Annotated in this window: 11 protein-coding genes, 2 pseudogenes and 1 other annotated feature; of the genes and pseudogenes, 3 read left to right on the top strand and 10 right to left on the bottom strand. The window is 32.6% G+C overall.

What is annotated here, in order from left to right; translation table 11 throughout:
• The 4 genes and pseudogenes from ACJAX4_RS01025 to ACJAX4_RS01010 form a co-directional block, all read right to left on the bottom strand.
• Positions 1-1375 (bottom strand): phospho-sugar mutase (locus ACJAX4_RS01025; RefSeq protein WP_435787586.1); only part of this gene is annotated, 1375 nt, incomplete at its 3' end.
• 345 nt (positions 1376-1720) lie between these two features.
• A pseudogene (feoB, locus tag ACJAX4_RS01020) lies at positions 1721-3915 on the bottom strand (ferrous iron transport protein B).
• A gap of 82 nt (positions 3916-3997) precedes the next feature.
• Positions 3998-4237, bottom strand: coding sequence for a FeoA family protein (locus tag ACJAX4_RS01015; RefSeq protein WP_435787585.1), 240 nt, complete (start codon positions 4235-4237; stop codon positions 3998-4000).
• A 201-nt stretch (positions 4238-4438) separates the two neighbouring features.
• Complete coding sequence (locus tag ACJAX4_RS01010) at positions 4439-5413, bottom strand: serine hydrolase (RefSeq protein ID WP_435787584.1); 975 nt, start codon at positions 5411-5413, stop codon at positions 4439-4441.
• Between the two features lie 278 nt (positions 5414-5691).
• On the opposite strand from ACJAX4_RS01010, the gene ACJAX4_RS01005 reads away from it, so the two are divergent.
• Positions 5692-6603 carry a transposase gene (locus ACJAX4_RS01005; RefSeq protein WP_435787583.1) on the top strand — a complete coding sequence of 304 codons (912 nt, stop codon included), beginning with the start codon at positions 5692-5694 and terminating at the stop codon, positions 6601-6603.
• A gap of 258 nt (positions 6604-6861) precedes the next feature.
• Here ACJAX4_RS01005 and ACJAX4_RS01000 read toward each other — a convergent pair whose 3' ends face one another.
• Both ACJAX4_RS01000 and ACJAX4_RS00995 read right to left on the bottom strand, forming a co-directional pair.
• A complete protein-coding gene (locus ACJAX4_RS01000) occupies positions 6862-8226 on the bottom strand; it encodes a sensor histidine kinase (protein WP_435787582.1) in 1365 nt (454 codons plus the stop codon).
• Positions 8214-8351 carry a hypothetical protein gene (locus tag ACJAX4_RS00995; RefSeq protein ID WP_435787581.1) on the bottom strand — a complete coding sequence of 46 codons (138 nt, stop codon included), beginning with the start codon at positions 8349-8351 and terminating at the stop codon, positions 8214-8216. The genes ACJAX4_RS01000 and ACJAX4_RS00995 overlap by 13 nt, the downstream gene beginning before the upstream one ends.
• A 156-nt stretch (positions 8352-8507) precedes the next feature.
• Between ACJAX4_RS00995 and ACJAX4_RS00990 the strand changes: the two genes are divergently transcribed.
• Complete coding sequence (locus ACJAX4_RS00990; protein WP_435787580.1) at positions 8508-8726, top strand: DUF1450 domain-containing protein; 219 nt, start codon at positions 8508-8510, stop codon at positions 8724-8726.
• 69 nt (positions 8727-8795) lie between these two features.
• Here the strand turns inward: ACJAX4_RS00990 and ACJAX4_RS00985 are convergent, their stop codons facing one another.
• From ACJAX4_RS00985 to ACJAX4_RS00975, 3 genes and pseudogenes are all read right to left on the bottom strand, one after another.
• Positions 8796-9848 (bottom strand): NlpC/P60 family protein, encoded by a 1053-nt coding sequence (locus tag ACJAX4_RS00985; RefSeq protein ID WP_435787579.1) that lies wholly within the window; start codon positions 9846-9848, stop codon positions 8796-8798.
• Positions 9849-9894: 46 nt separating this feature from the next.
• Positions 9895-10107: pseudogene (locus ACJAX4_RS00980) on the bottom strand (DUF6465 family protein); the annotation flags it as partial.
• Between the two features lie 222 nt (positions 10108-10329).
• Positions 10330-12453, bottom strand: a complete 2124-nt coding sequence (locus ACJAX4_RS00975) for an EAL domain-containing protein (protein WP_435787578.1) — start codon at positions 12451-12453, stop codon at positions 10330-10332.
• Positions 12454-12672: 219 nt separating this feature from the next.
• Positions 12673-12876: a binding site (T-box leader), on the top strand.
• A 61-nt stretch (positions 12877-12937) separates the two neighbouring features.
• On the opposite strand from ACJAX4_RS00975, the gene thrS reads away from it, so the two are divergent.
• Positions 12938-14875 carry a threonine--tRNA ligase gene (gene thrS, locus ACJAX4_RS00970; protein ID WP_435787577.1) on the top strand — a complete coding sequence of 646 codons (1938 nt, stop codon included), beginning with the start codon at positions 12938-12940 and terminating at the stop codon, positions 14873-14875.
• Between the two features lie 49 nt (positions 14876-14924).
• Here the strand turns inward: thrS and ACJAX4_RS00965 are convergent, their stop codons facing one another.
• Positions 14925-16577 (bottom strand): glutamine--tRNA ligase/YqeY domain fusion protein, encoded by a 1653-nt coding sequence (locus ACJAX4_RS00965; RefSeq protein ID WP_435787576.1) that lies wholly within the window; start codon positions 16575-16577, stop codon positions 14925-14927.
• Positions 16578-16623: the final 46 nt, after the last annotated feature.

Below are 16623 nucleotides of genomic sequence, written 5' to 3'. Positions count from 1 at the left end.
TTGATATTAAGTTTTCTCTATAATATCCAAACTCTTCATATATTCCATTTAATATTTCTATTAAATTCTTTCCCTTTGACTTATAATAACCAGCTGCTTCACATAAAAGCATAGAAGCTATTACTGCATCTTTATCACGAACGAAAGTTCCAGCAACGTAACCGATGCTCTCTTCATATCCAAACACAAATTCATAGCTATTGTCTTTTTTGAAATCATTGATTTTGCCACAAATATTTTTAAATCCTGTTAGTACGTCAAAAGTTTCTACGCCATATTTTTTTCCTATAGCTCTACCTAAATCTCCTGTTACTAAGGATTTAACTATAGCAGCATTTTTAGGAAGTGTACCATTTTCCTTCATTCCTTCTATGACATATTTTATTAATATAGCTCCTGTTTGATTACCGTTAAAGGCAACATATTCACCATTTTTATCTCTAACCATTATGGCAAGTCTATCACAATCTGGATCTGTAGCTATTAATAATTCCGCCCCTTCTTTTTTCCCAAGAGCCTGTGCATATTTAAAGGCTTTTACATCCTCGGGGTTTGGGTATCCAACTGTAGTAAAGTCTGGATCTGGATTTTCTTGCTCTGGCACTACTATTATATTAGTAAAGCCTCTTTCCTTTAATACTCGACGCACAGGCATATTTCCCGTGCCATTAAGTGGGGTATATACAATTTTTATGTCCTTATCTACGTTGTCTCTTATGCTAAGTCCCTTCACTTTTCCCATATACTCATCGTCCATCTCTTTACCAAGCATTACTATTAAGCCTTTTTCTTTGGCTTCTCCCATGTCCATAAGTTTTATAGCACTAAAGTCTGTAATCAATTGAATTTTATCCGTTATCCCCTTTGCTGTAGATGATAATATTTGAGCACCATCTTCCCAATATACTTTGTATCCATTATATTCTTTAGGGTTATGGCTTGCTGTAACTACAATTCCTGATGCGCAATTTAGTGTTCTCACTGCGTAGGATAATTCTGGTGTAGGCCTTAATTCTTCAAACAAATAAGCCTTTACTCCGTTTGCTGCTAAAACCTGAGCTGCAGTAGTCGCGAATTCTTCTGAAAAGTGTCTACAATCATAAGCTATAGCAACGCCTCTATCCATATATTCTTGTCCGTATCCTTTAATGTAATCTGCAAGCCCTTGAGTTGCTCTTGAGATAATATATATATTCATCCTATTAAGTCCCGCACCTAATTTTCCACGTAATCCTGCAGTTCCGAACTCTAGGTCCATGTAAAATCTATCTTGAATTTCCTTATCGTCCTCTGATATTGACCTTAATTCTTCACGGGTCTTTTCATCAAAAGATTCGTTACTTACCCATTCTTCATACTTTTTCATATAAGTCATTATATCTCACACCTTTCTATGTATCTATATTTATTATACATTATTTTCTATGTATTTGAAATGATTAAATATATTTTTTTCCTTTATATTGATAATTTGTAACATTGTTTAATTCTAATCATATAATGTATTATGCTTCATTAATGCCACTGGAGACGGATAATCCTCCTAATTTATTTTTGTGAGTATATTTTTAAATATTTCATATTTTTTATTTATTTATTTATATGCACTTCTAATGTCATTAATGAAGCTGAATCAATGGGGACGGTTAACAACTGTTTTGCCTTAAGCGAAAAGTTATTAACCGTCCCCATGTTGTCCCCTGACTTTGCCCTGACTTTCTCACCATAATAGTCGGTAAATTTGAGTAGTGCAAAAGCAGATTACTATGGCAATTATTGTCGGCATTACTACCGATAATATTGTCCATTTTATACTTCCGGTTTCTTTTTTGATAGTCCATACTGTTGTGGCACAAGGAAAATGTAGTAATGAGAATAACATGGTGTTTATTAATGTTAGGTATGTCCAACCATTATTAAGCAAGATTTCCCTTAACTTACCTATGCTTTCAAACTGAATCATACTTCCTTTGGACATGTATGCCATCAAAAGAATAGGTAGTACAATTTCGTTTGCCGGGAATCCTAAGATAAAAGCTATCAATATGAATCCATCTAATCCTATGGTACTGGCAAAAGGTGCTAGAAAGTTTGCTGCATGAGATAATATGCTTAAATTTCCCACCATTATATTTGATAAAATATAGGTTATTGCACCAGCAGGCACAGCTACTACAACTGCTCTGCCGAGAACAAACATGGTTCTGTCAATTATAGAGGTATATAGCACTCTGCCTATTTGCGGTTTTCTATAGGGTGGAAGCTCTAGTGTAAAACTAGATGGCATTCCTTTTAGTATTGTTTTTGATAATGCGTAGGAGGTAAGTAAGGTAATTCCAATTCCTATAAGTACTAAAAGTACTACCATTAATGCTGCTATTATAGAGCTACTAGTCTTTGAAAAACTTACTCCTACAAATACCATGGATAATGCTATAAGGGTTGGAAATCTTCCGTTGCAGGGCACAAAATTATTGGTTACAATTGCTATTAGCCTCTCTCTTGGAGATTCTATTATTCTGCAAGCAATTACCCCTGCAGCATTGCATCCAAAGCCCATACACATGGTTAGTGCCTGTTTCCCATGACAGCAGGCTTTTTTAAATGCATGGTCTAAATTAAAACATCCTAGGAAGATATCCAACGTCCTCGAGGAGAGTAAATATGGGGAAGAATATTGCCATAGGCGGAAGCATTACGGATACTACCCAGGCAAAGGTTCGATATACTCCTAGTACTAAAAGGTTATTTAGCCATAGAGGAACTTGTATATAGCTAAATAATAAACCAAGCTTTGCTTCTATCCAGAACAAATATTTTGCTAAGAACTCAGATGGGTAATTTGCTCCCTGTATTGTAAGCCAGAACACCACTGCTAGCATTAGTAGCATTATGGGTATACCCGTTCTTTTAGAGGTTATTATATCATCGATTTTTTGCTGAGATAATAATCTCTCAGTGTCCTTCACAACAGTTTTTTTTGTTATATCTTCTGCTTTTTCATAGATGGATTCTACAATGGTGTCTCGTATATTTTCATCATTTTCTGCTCTAAATTTTTTAGATTTCTCTATAACTTCCTTCATTTTTGCATCATCTTTTAAGTTCAATAATTACACCTTCCTATCGATTGGTACCTGAGGCAAATTTACTCTTTCATGTTTTTAAATCATATCCCAAAAATTTACTTATAGAATTTATAAGCGAGTCATCTCCATCTAAAAGTCTTAGAGCAAGCCATTTAGCATTAATTTTATTCATAAAAATTGAACTTAGCATTGGGGTAAGTATCTGAAGTTGCTCTGTTATTTCTGTTGGATACAAAATTTGCACTGGACAAGTTTCAATTTTATTTTGGCACAAATTATATATGGTGTCTTTCAAATTATTCATGCCTACATTACTCCTTGCAGTCGTTGGTATAACCGGGATTCCAAGTTCTTTTGGTAGGCCTTCTATATCTATTTTTATATTTTTACTTTTAGCCTCATCCATTAGATTTACACACGCAACCACATTATCTGTAATCTCTAACACCTGCAAAAGCAAGTTTAAATTTCTCTCAATGCATGTGGCATCCAAAACCACCACTGTTACGTCTGGCTTTCCAAAACATATAAAGTCTCTAGCCACAACTTCTTCTACAGAACTTGCAAGAAGCGAATAAGTACCTGGTAAATCTACAATTACAAAGTCCTTACCTTTATGAGCATATTTACCTTGAGAGTTCACAACCGTTTTACCTGGCCAATTCCCTGTATGCTGATGCAGTCCGGTTAGTGAGTTAAAAACTGTACTCTTGCCTGTATTGGGATTTCCCGCCAGAGCAATGACACAATCCTCTTCCTTTAACTTTTCCACATTAAAAAGATCCTTTAGCCCTTGTTTGGTGCTAGCACTATGAGTTAATCCCATTATTTCTTCCTCCAATAATTTCAAAGGTGATCCTCTAAAATTTTTTATATTTTCATTAAGGATCGGTAAGTTTTGCCGTAATCTATAAGTCTTTTACCATAATATTTTCAGCTTCATCATCTCTTAATGCGATACAAGTATCTCTTATGAGATATGCAGTAGGATCTCCAAAGGGACTGCGCCTAAGCACATATATAATAGTGTTTGGTACTATTCCTAAATCCAGCATTCGCTGTCTTGATAATCCTTTTGAAAGAAGTTCTACCACTCGAACTTTTTTCCCTAGTGCTATCTCTGTTAGTCTTAATGATAGGTTTTCCATTTTTCACCATCCCTTGCAAGGCCTTAGGCCCATTATTGTAAATAACAAGTCAAAACATACTCTCTTACCGGCTTGTTATTTCTTTTAATGCGCCTTTGCTTTATATTATGAGGTTGAGGCTGAAATCGCTACTTAAAATTTAAAAATGCCTAAGTATATTTCTATACTTAGGCATTTTTGATCTTTAAAGAAATTTTGCTATTATTGCAGGTCCTCATATATGATTTTAGATACTTGTGCAATATTTTTTGCTGCCTCCGGCATGTTTTTTGTAAAAACCGCAAGGATATAAGGCTCTTCATCATATACAATGGCCATATCATTTACGTATCCAGCATAGTTACCAATTTTATGAGCTACAATTTCATTTGGAATATACTTGTCTATTCTATCGTGGTACTCTGTTTTTTTCATATTCTCAACGAGACCGCTGTAGTATTCATTATTGTCTGGATTTAAATATAATCTTTCTAATATTTTAAATGAATCCATTGGTGTAGTGTAATTCCCCTTAAGAACTAAAGGATGTCCCGTAATTTTTTCAATATATGCATGTCTGTTCTTATTTCCTACTTTTCTTAAAAGCATATTTATGGCTATATTGTCCGAATACCTTATTGAATAATCACTTAGTTCCTTAATCGGAATAGGTTTACTTAAATCCGTTTCTTGAAGTCTTCCTGCACCACCTTCAAAATCTAATTTTCTATATTTTAATTCTTCATTTATATCAATTTTTTTATCCTGAATCATATCATAAACCAGCATATTTATAGGTACTTTTACCGTACTAGCGGCTAGAAATAGGTTGTCCACGTTTATTTCGATGGATTTTTTAGACTTTATGTCGTAGTAAACCATCCCGAACTTATCTATATCATCACCTACGAATGCTTTAATTTTTTTTTCCAAATCAACCAGTTGTTGTTTGATTTTCAAATCCTCATCCATCTTAATTTGCTTTGCTACTAATAACTTCTGATGTTCAACTTCGGCTTCAGCCTTAGATTTAGCTGCTTCATCATCTACGATTTGAGATGTTGCCTCAATATTAAAAGATGTAGAAATTGTAGGAACACTTGAACTAGCAAGCGCCTGCTGTTTACTTATAAAAAGTGTTGCAAAGAAAACCATTACCACTGCTAGCAAGAGTACTACATCTTTATCTTCCATCATCTAAATCGCTCTCCTTAAGATTTAATTACTAATATGCCATGCCATTTTAATCATTGTGCTTTAATTACAATTTCTGAATTTATTCTTATAGTTACATTATACCTTACATTTCCTTAAAATAATGTATTTTTTTATTTATAGATAAATAGTTTGGGTAAGCTGGAAAATCTGGGGACGGTTAACAAGTAATAGAACTAATGTATTGACTAGAAATATGAATATCATCTCAAAACCTAGGCAAGAATTGAAATAAAACTAATGAAAAGAGGTAATAATTAATGGCAAGAAAAGCAAGATTAAAAGCTGGCGACGCTATATTTCATATTATGTGCAAAAGCATAACTGAGGTAGATTTATTCAAGGATTGCGAAGATAAAAATAAGTATTTATCCCTTATAAAGAAATATAAAACTCTCTATAATGTTAAAATTTACGGGTACTGCCTTATGAATAACCATGCACATCTATTAATTGATGCAAATGGTGCAGATATATCAAAAGTCATGCATGGAATAAATTTTTCATATGCCATGTACTTTAATAAGAAACACAAAAGACAAGGCCCTCTTTTTAAAGATAGATTTAAGAGCAAAATAGTTGATAATGATAAGTACCTTAGGGCTGTATCATTATATATACATAATAATCCTACAGACATTGGTGAATTTAAGGATTGTCCTGAAGAATATACTTTTTCTAGCTTAGGAATATATATTGGGAAAAAGCGAGATGCTTTCAGAATCGTTGATTATGATTTTGTTATGGACTTTTTTGGTGATAATCTTAAGAAAGCAAGAAAAAATTACTGTAATCATATTTTAGGATGCACAGATGAAAAATGGAAAGAAGAAATTGAATTTGAAGATGAAACAACTGATTATAAAAGTGAAAGGAAAATACTTTTACGGAATTTTAAAAGTGACAATATAATAGAATTTATAGCCATAAAGATGGGTATATCAAAGATTCTTTTGCATATGAAACACAATAGAAAGCTTGTAATAGCGCGGGCGTTAACCGTTGTTCTAATGAGAAGTTTATGCAATTTTAAATCCAGCGATATCTGCAACGTACTTGGAAACATAACACAAGCTCGAACATCGAAATTATGCACCATTGGAGTAGAATTAATTTTATCAGAAAAAAAGTATGAAAATATTATTAATGAGTTTATTGAATATTACGCTTAAAAATTATTTGTTGTAATAGTAAATACCAATTGTTATAAGTAAAATTTTTCACTTTGTTCCTTATCTGTTTTTTTACTTAATAAAATTGGACAAACCTCTGTATAATAAAATTGGCTTGTCCATTAATCACTACAAACAATTAAAATAAGTTATGAATACATGAACTAAATAATGAAAGGTATACCCTCTACTTAAAATCTAATATTCACTAAAGGTAAAACAGTTGTTAACCGTCCCTTCTTATTTTAACCGTTTTTATCATCGTCTTCTAAAGACGACCACTACCCTGCTGCCCACACCCTCTTTACTTTCCACTTCTATACTGGCTTTATGTAGGTTTAATATATTTCGTACAATGGTAAGTCCTATTCCTGAGCCCTCCATTTCATTTCTACTCCTGTCCCCTCTATACAGCCTTTCGAATATATAAGGTATATCCTCCTCTTTAATTCCAACTCCTGTATCCTCTATCGTGAGTATCACTTTTTCATCCATCTCTCCTAAAGTAGTATTAATTCTTCCTCCGTTTGGTGTAAATTTAACTGCATTTGAAAGTAAATTAATAATTACCTGCTTTACTTTATCGTTGTCGCCTAAAATGTTATATTGTTTGCTGGCGCTAAATTTTAATGTCATGTTGACATTCTTATTTTCTGCTATTATTTCAAATTCCTTTACAACCGATACGACTATATCTTTTAGAGATATTTGTTCCATATTTAACAGTGATTCTTCGCCTTCTACTTCTTTTAAATTATTTAGATTGTCTATAAGCTTTCCAAATCTAATAACTTCCTCATTGAGATAAGCTAACCTTTCATTGTCTACTTTGATAATGCCATCAATCATCGCTTCAAAATTATTTTGAAGAATATTAAGTGGAGTTCTAACTTCATGGGATATGTCTGATACCAATCTTTTTCTAAGTTCATCATGATTCTGGAGCTTTTCCCCAAGGGTATTGATGCTTTTTCTTAAGTCTTCGAGTTCTATAATGCTGCTCTTATCTCTTGCCTTTTCTCGATAATTTCCATTTGAGAGATAAACTGATATCTTTGAAATTTCCTTAAGAGGAGTAGAAAATTGCTTCGAAATAAACAAACTAATTATTATTGTTATTAAAATTGAAAGCGCAACACTTAAAATAATGCTCTCATTTATCGTGGTTTTGAAATCTACATCTTCTTTGGATAATAGTACTGAAGAGTATTGCCCTATTTCTATGTAACCTATTATTTCATTGTTAACTTTTATTTCGGAGGTACTTGTAGAATATACTCCCTCATTTTCGGCGTGCATATTATCGCTTGTGTTATTAAGTATGTCAATAGGATTCATTCCCCACACCACTTTATTGTTATCATCTCTAAGCGTAAGGCAATAGTTACTCATATAAGCTTCATGTAGTATTTCTATTCCTGTATCTTCATTCCACTTACCATCTTTTTTATAAACTTCCTCTAAATATTTTACTATCCTAGTATTCCTCTTATTTTGTATTTCGACTAAATACTTATCGAAGGTTTTTGATATTGTTATATTTACAAAAAGTGTAGATATAAAGAGTGCTAGTATAGCAGTACCTACCAAAACAATACTTAATCTTTTTCTTATGCTTTGCATAATTTAAACACCGCCAAATTCATAACTCTTTCCTTACTTGGTAGCATTAAGTCTAATGTAACTAAGTTGAATTTTATTTTCTCTGACACTTTTTCTTCATCATCAATGATCAATATATTGCTCACGTTTAATTTCTCCTTTTTAAAAGTATTTCGATTAAGTGCAATAATTGTTAACCGTCCCCAACATTTCATTTTGATTTAAACCCTAATAATTTTTAATCGTCCCCAAGCATTTTCGCCTTACCTCAAGCATAAAATACATCATGAGGAGTTGATAATGTGAAAGTTACATTCTGCGAAAAAAATAAATGGAATGATGCTGTCATTACTATGATAACTGAAACTCATCCTAATATAAAGGTATCAACTAAAAAATGTATTGGCAAGTGCCACCGATGTAAGTCTCGTCCTATAGCTATGGTAGGCAAGAAAATATTAGTTGGTACAGATGAAGAAAATTTATATGATATCATAATTACCAAATTGTTAATCCCTTAGATAGATAAAAACAAAGTATATATATTGTATAAAGTTCATTCAGGATACTTTATACAATATATATACTTTTTATCTTACTCGTCTACCTCTTATAAAATCCTGTCTTGTCATGGCTGAAATTTTGATTACATCTCCCGTGTGAGGAGAATGGATATACTTATTATCCCCAATGTAAATCCCTGTATGTCTAGGGTTATTGGAGCTTCCAAAGAAAACTAAATCTCCTGGCAAAAGATCACCCTTAGATACTCCTACACCACTTCTTACTTGATCACCGGTGCTCCTTCCTATTGATACTCCAAAATGCTTGTACACATATTGCGTAAATCCTGAACAATCAAAACCTGTAGAAGGTGATCTTCCAGCCCATAAATACGGTGTGCCCAGAAATGCCGTCGCATAGGATATTACAGAGCTTTGAGATACATTAGTCGCGCCTCTTGAAGGTGCAATTTTATACGATGATCTATTAATTGATACGCCAGTGCTCCCTATCTCAGCTGGAATAATATTTTCTTTGCTATTTAGCTGCGTTATTAATTTCTTTTGTGCCTCTTTAGAAGCCACTACTTTATCTAACTTTTGCTTGTTTTCATCTTGCAAGCTAAGTAATACTTCTTTTGTCTTATTTAGACTTAGCTTTGTTTCATTTAGCTTAGTAGTAGTTGCATTAAATTCACTAATTACTTTTTTATCAAAATTCATGATAGTTCTTATATTTTCTATTCTTGATATTAGGTCAGAAAAATCCTCTGAACTGAGAATTAATTCGGTATAGCCATCAGCTCCATTCATATACATAGTTCTCATTCTACTATTAAACAATTTTTCTTGACTTTTTACCTTGTTTTCTACCTTTTGTATATCCAATATAGCGATTTTTATTGCCTTTTCATTTAGAGTTATTTGAACTTTATTTTCTTCTGTTTTAATAATATTTTTTTCAATTTCATTGTCAAATTGCTCTATTTTCTTTTCAATTTTTTCTCTTTCGGTTTGAACTTTAATTAATGAATCCTTCTGCGGTTGTAATATCCCACTTGTTGGAGTGGCTAATACCGTTACATTCAAAGTAAAAACTAAAGTTATCACTACTGCCATATTTTTTAGGGCATTCCTCATTTTTACATCTCCTTTGTTATTCCAAGATTCATAAGTATTTTGAACCCTAAGCAGTTAATTCAAATTTCCCCGAAACATTTTCATTAATAACATAGTAGCATCTATTTTCATCAATTTTAACGTATATCTCCATTGATTTTATATCCTTTTGAAGCTTACCTCCTTCCCTCCAAATTTTCTTAACCTTTTGTTCTAAATCTTTAAGAGTAACCTCCTTCCCATAAAATTGTATGATTTTATTTGATTTCATGTAAATCTTCCCCCTCTTTTTGTTTTACTTATTATTACATTTATGTATTATTATATCATAAATATAATTTGTTTAACATATACTTTATTAAATTATATATTTTTTTATTCTTTAATAAAAAGAGAGCTTTGATTTTCATGTCACAACCAAAGGCACAACCAAAGGGACGGTTAACAACTTTTTAGCCTAAAGCTTAAAGTTATTAACCGTCCCCATTCTTTCCCCACTATTTTACCTTAAACACTCACTCCAATTAGTCTTTAAGAACTTCTCCTCAATTTCAGAACTCGGAAGAGGCTGGCTGTAGTAATATCCTTGTATTTGATTGCACCCCATACTTTGCAGCAAATCGATTTGTCCTTTCGTTTCCGCCCCTTCTGCAATAACATCCAATCCAATTTTCTGTGCAAGTTGTATTATTCCATCTACAATGGCTTTTTCTCTTTCATTGGTAACAATGTTGTCAATAAAGGACTTGTCTATTTTGAGGGTATTTATAGGTAACTCCTTTAGATAACTAAGAGAAGAATATCCCGTTCCAAAGTCATCTAAGGCAATATTTATACCCAAGTCTCTGATGACAGTAAGAAGTTTTACACTTTTCTCAAAATTCTTAAGCAAAATACTTTCTGTAATTTCTAGTTCCACAAACCTTGGATTAACATTTGTTTCTACTATAAGTTTTTTTAGGGTTTCTTCAAATCCATCATTCTCTAGTTGAATTGAAGATAAGTTTATTGCAATAGTATCATATATATATCCTTTATTTTTCCATGCATTGTTTTGAATATACACTGTTTTTATAATCCATTCACCCATAGGAATTATTAGTCCGCTTTGTTCTGCAATAGGTATAAATTCTACTGGCGAAACTTTGCCCAGCTCAGGACTTTCCCATCTTAAAAGTGCCTCAAATCCCTTTACTTTATTGTTTATAATATCTATCTGTGGTTGATAATAAATTTCAAGCTCATTCCTTTCTAATGCGAGCCTAAGTCCCTTTTCTATTTCCACACGTCTCACTACTTCTTCACTCATGCTTTTGTTGAAATAACAATATTTCGATTTGCCATTGTATTTAGCATTGTACATCGCGGTATCAGCACTTCTAAGAAGTGCTGAGCTACTCTTACCATCTTGAGGAAATACTGAAATACCAATGCTTGCTGAAGTATATACATCCTTATTTTCTATACTTATTTCACAGTTTAGTAAGTCTTGTAGTTTTTCACAAAGATTGCTTATATCTGAATAATCCTGAACATCCTTCATCAAAATAAAAAATTCGTCGCCCCCTACTCTTGAAACAAGGTCTCCTTTTTTAATGGATTCTTTAATAGATATTGCAACATTTTTTAGTAATTCATCTCCATAATCATGCCCTAAAGTATCATTAATTTCTTTGAAATTATCTAAATCAATAAATAATACGGCAATTCTAGTTTGTTTACCTTTAGCCTTAATAATCTCGCTTTTAAGGGTATTAACAAATAATCTTCTATTAGGTATTTCTGTTAATATATCATAGTATTCTAATTTATTAATTTTTTCCTCATAATTCTTTTGCGCTGATATATCTGTAACGGATCCTGAAATTTTAGTTGCAACGCCTTTTCTATTTCTTAGGCACTTGCCTCTAATTAAAATCCATTTCTCTCCTCCACCATTATACATAATTTTCACCTTACTCTGGTAATATAATGTCTTACCACTAACGTGATTTTTGAAATCGCTTAATGCAATTTTTTTATCTTCTTCCACCACTAAACTCATTAAGTCGTCTAAAGATACTATAGTATCTTTATCATATCCAGTAATATCATTAAATTTATTTGAAGAAAAGAACACTTTAGTCATAAGGTCGACTTCCCATATTGCGTCGTTAGAGCCTTCCAAAGCTAATTTATATCTTTCCTCACTTTTTTCAATTATTGCTTGTTTTTCATTAAGTTCATCATATTGAGCCCTTAACTCTTCTTCTGCAGCTATTAATTGCTCATGAGTAGCTTGAATTTGCTGATAATTTTCCTTCAATTCCTGGGACCATATCTTACTTTTTTTGCTAAGTTCTTTTACCAAAAAATATATTATCACGGATGATATAACTACATAACCCCATCCCTTAATTGTTTGTATGCGTGACATTAGAGATTTACTCTCGACAACACTATTTAAAATTCTATCTGAGAATGACACCCAAAGTCCACCAATTAAAGCATAGCCTATCGTTACTTTAAGAGGGATTTTTTTAAGCCCCATATCATCTAGAAAAAATGAATCAGCTTTAAATATTTCATCTTCATTTTCTAAGTCTCTGTTTACGGTCTTATTTAAGTCAACTTTTTTGCCATTCACCTCGAGCCCTCCTATTATAAAACGATTCACAAACTTTTACATAATACCTTTAATTATCGTCTTATCTCAAGTTCTATTAATAGTTTTTTACAATATTTTTTATATTTTTTAGATTTTCTTTTTAACTTACATTTCGCTTACAATTACATTATGGTTAATTATTTATTCATCCCCTTGACATTTTTACCACATGCGTTATAATTAATATTAATATAATATTTTAATACTATGAAGAGAAGAGTAAGTTAACGCACATTTACAGAGAGAGAATAGAATTGCTGTAAATATTCTTAAATGTACCTAGCTGAAGACTACCTCTGAGTGGCTTTAACAAAGCCCGGTAATTACGTTATAATTATTAAGTGGTTTATTTTTGTAAACAATTTGGGTGGAACCGCGGGAAATTATAATCTCGTCCCTTTTCTATAAATAGAATTGGGATGGGGTTTTTTGTTTTGCAAAAAATTAGAAAGGAGCAATATATATGATAAATATTACACTAAAAGATGGTTCAATGAAAGCCTATGAATCTGGAATAACTGTATTTGAAATTGCAAAAGACATCAGTGAGGGACTTGCAAGAGTTGCTTGTGCCGGTATGCTGAATGATAAAACTGTGGATTTACGTATGAAAATCACTGAAGACTGCGAGCTTAGTATATTAACTTTTGATAGCGAGGAAGGCCAAAAATCCTTTAGACACACTGCTACTCATATTTTAGCTCAAGCAGTAAAAAGATTATTCCCAGCTACTAAACTTGCCATCGGACCTGCTATAGATGGAGGCTTCTACTACGATTTTGATAAAGATGGTTCTTTTTCTTCTGAGGAAATTATAAAAATAGAAGCAGAAATGAAGAAAATTGTTAAAGAAGATTTACAAATAGAAAGATTTGAACTTCCTAGGTCTGAAGCTATAGCTTTCATGACAGATTTAGATGAAAGTTTCAAAGTTGCATTAATTGAAGATTTGCCTGTGGATGCTATTATTTCCTTCTACAAACATGGAGAATTCACAGATCTTTGTGCAGGACCACATTTGATGTCTACAAAGTATATTAAAGCCTTTAAATTAACTCAAGTTGCAGGAGCTTATTGGAGAGGTAGCGAGAAAAACAAAATGCTTAGCCGTATCTACGGAACTGCCTTTACAAAAAAATCCGATTTAGTTGCTCATTTAGAAAGAGTTGAAGAAGCTAAAAAAAGAGACCATAACAAACTTGGACGCGAACTTAAATTCTTTACAACTTCTGATGTTATAGGTCAAGGTTTACCGCTTCTTATGCCTAATGGCGCAAGGGTAATTCAGTTATTACAACGTTTTGTTGAAGATGAGGAAGAAAAAAGAGGCTATGTTATTACTAAAACTCCTCTTATGGCTAAGAGTGATTTATATAAAATGTCTGGGCACTGGGATCATTATAAAGATGGAATGTTTATCCTTGGTGATGAATCTAAAGACTCAGAAGTTATGGCACTTCGCCCAATGACATGTCCATTCCAATTTACAATTTATAATGCAGATCAAAAGAGTTATCGTGACCTTCCAATTAGATACGCTGAAACTTCAACATTATTTAGAAATGAATCTTCAGGTGAAATGCACGGTCTTATAAGAGTACGTCAATTCACTATTTCTGAAGGTCATCTAGTTGTTAGACCAGATCAATTAGAACAAGAATTTAAGGATGTTGTAGCTTTAACTAAATATTTCATGGAAACATTAGGATTACAAGATGATATCACATACAGATTCTCTAAAGGGGATCGAAACAATAAAGAAAAGTATATTGATAATCCTGCTGCTTGGGAAGACACTGAATCCAAGATGAAGGAAATATTAGACCACTTAGGAATAAACTATGTAACAGCTATTGATGAAGCTGCTTTCTACGGACCTAAGCTTGATCTTCAAATCAAAAATGTTCATGGTAAAGAAGATACTATAATCACTGTACAAATTGACTTCGCACTACCTGAACGATTCGACATGACTTATGTTGATAAAGACGGAGTTAAAAAACGTCCATATGTTATCCATAGAACTTCTATTGGTTGCTACGAGCGAACACTCGCAATACTCATAGAAAAATATGCTGGTGCTTTCCCAACTTGGCTTGCACCACTTCAAGTTAAAGTATTACCTATTTCTGAAAAATATCATGATTATGCAGATTCGGTAGTAGCAAAGCTTAAAGCAGCTAATATTAGAACTTCGGGAGACTTTAGGGCAGAAAAAATAGGATACAAAATTCGTGAAGCCCGTAATGAAAGAGCTCCATTCCTTCTAATAGTTGGTGAGAAAGAAGAAAATCTAAATCAAGTTTCTGTTAGAAGCCGTAAAAATGATGATGAAGGTGCAATTGAACTAGATTCCTTTATTGCAAGAATTAAAAATGAAATAGAAACTAAACTCCTATAATAATAAACGCCAGTACAAAATTTTGTACTGGCGTTTATTATTTTTACTTTTAAATTTTAAAAGAGCTCTTTAGTGATACTATTCTGTTAAAAACTAGCTTACCTTCCGTTGTGTATCTAGAATCCACATTGAAATATCCATGTCTAAAGAATTGGAATTTATCTTGTGGTTTTGACCCCTTCATATTTGGTTCTATAAATCCCTGTAAAATTTCAATGGAATTAGGATTTATCTGATCTAGGAAGGTTTTTCCTTCACTTTTTTCTTCGTCTAATATTAGTGGCTCAAATAATCTAAATTCTGCTGGCAATGCATTTATTGCATCTACCCAGTGAATTGTTCCTTTAACTTTTCTTCCTGTAAATCCACTACCACTCTTAGTCTCTTTATCATAAGTACAGTGAAGTTCTAATACATTCCCCTCTGAATCTTTAATAATGTCATTACATTTTATAAAATATGCTCCCTTAAGTCTTACTTCATTTCCAGGAAACAATCTAAAGTATTTCTTTGGCGGAATTTCCATAAAGTCTTCTTGCTCTATATATATTTCTCTTGAGAATGATACTTGACGAGTTCCCATTGATGCATCATCTTGATTGTTCTCAATTTCAAGCATTTCCACTTGTGCTTCTGGGTAGTTTGTAATAATTACCTTAAGTGGTCTTAGTATCGCCATAGTTCTATGTGTTTTTGGGCTTAAATCTTCTCTTATAAAGTGTTCTAGCATTTGGCCATCTACAATACTGCTAGCTTTTGCCACTCCAATTTCTCTGCAAAAATTACGTATTGATTCCGGTGTATATCCACGACGTCTTAGACCCGCTATAGTTGGCATACGCGGGTCATCCCAAGCATCTACAACTCCATTATCTACTAATTGTTTAAGGTTTCTTTTGCTCATTACAGTGTTAGTTATGTTTAATCTTGCGAACTCAATTTGCCTTGGTTTTTTCTCCATTTCGCAGTGGTTTACAACCCAATCATATAGTGGACGATGATCTTCGAATTCTAGTGTACAAATCGAATGTGTAATTCCTTCTATAGCATCCTCTATAGGATGAGCATAATCATACATAGGATAAATACACCATGTATCTCCTGTATTATGATGGTTTGAATGAGATATACGATAAATTATTGGATCCCTCATATTTACATTAGGAGAACTCATATCAATTTTAGCTCGAAGAACTTTTTCTCCGTCGACAAATTCACCTTTTCTCATACGGTCAAATAAATCAATATTTTCTTCTACAGTTCTGTTTTTGTATGGACTTTCTTTTCCTGGTTCCCTTAAAGTACCTCTGTACTCTTTCATCTGCTCAGCAGTTAAATCGCAAACATAAGCATCACCTTTTTTTATTAATAATAGAGCACGATCATACATCTCGTCAAAATAGTCTGATGCAAAAAATAAATCATCCCATTTATATCCAAGCCATTTCACATCTTCTTTTATAGATTCAACATACTCTGTATCTTCTTTAACTGGGTTAGTATCATCAAACCGTAAGTTTGTCTTACCCTTAAATGCATCTGCTAGTTCAAAATTTAAAATAATTGATTTTGCATGCCCAATATGCAAATATCCGTTTGGTTCTGGTGGAAATCTTGTAATAATTTCCTTGTGCTTTCCTGTTTCCAAATCTTCAACAACGATATTTCTTATAAAATTTGATGAAACGGTATTGTTTTCCATATTTGTCACCTTCCTCTTAATCTAGATTACGTGTAATAGATATATT

Source organism: Clostridium sp. (assembly GCF_051278035.1).
Lineage (GTDB): Bacteria > Bacillota > Clostridia > Clostridiales > Clostridiaceae > Clostridium_AD.
The sequence above is the reverse complement of the archived record's forward strand: the minus strand, read 5'-3'. Positions and strand labels throughout refer to the sequence as shown.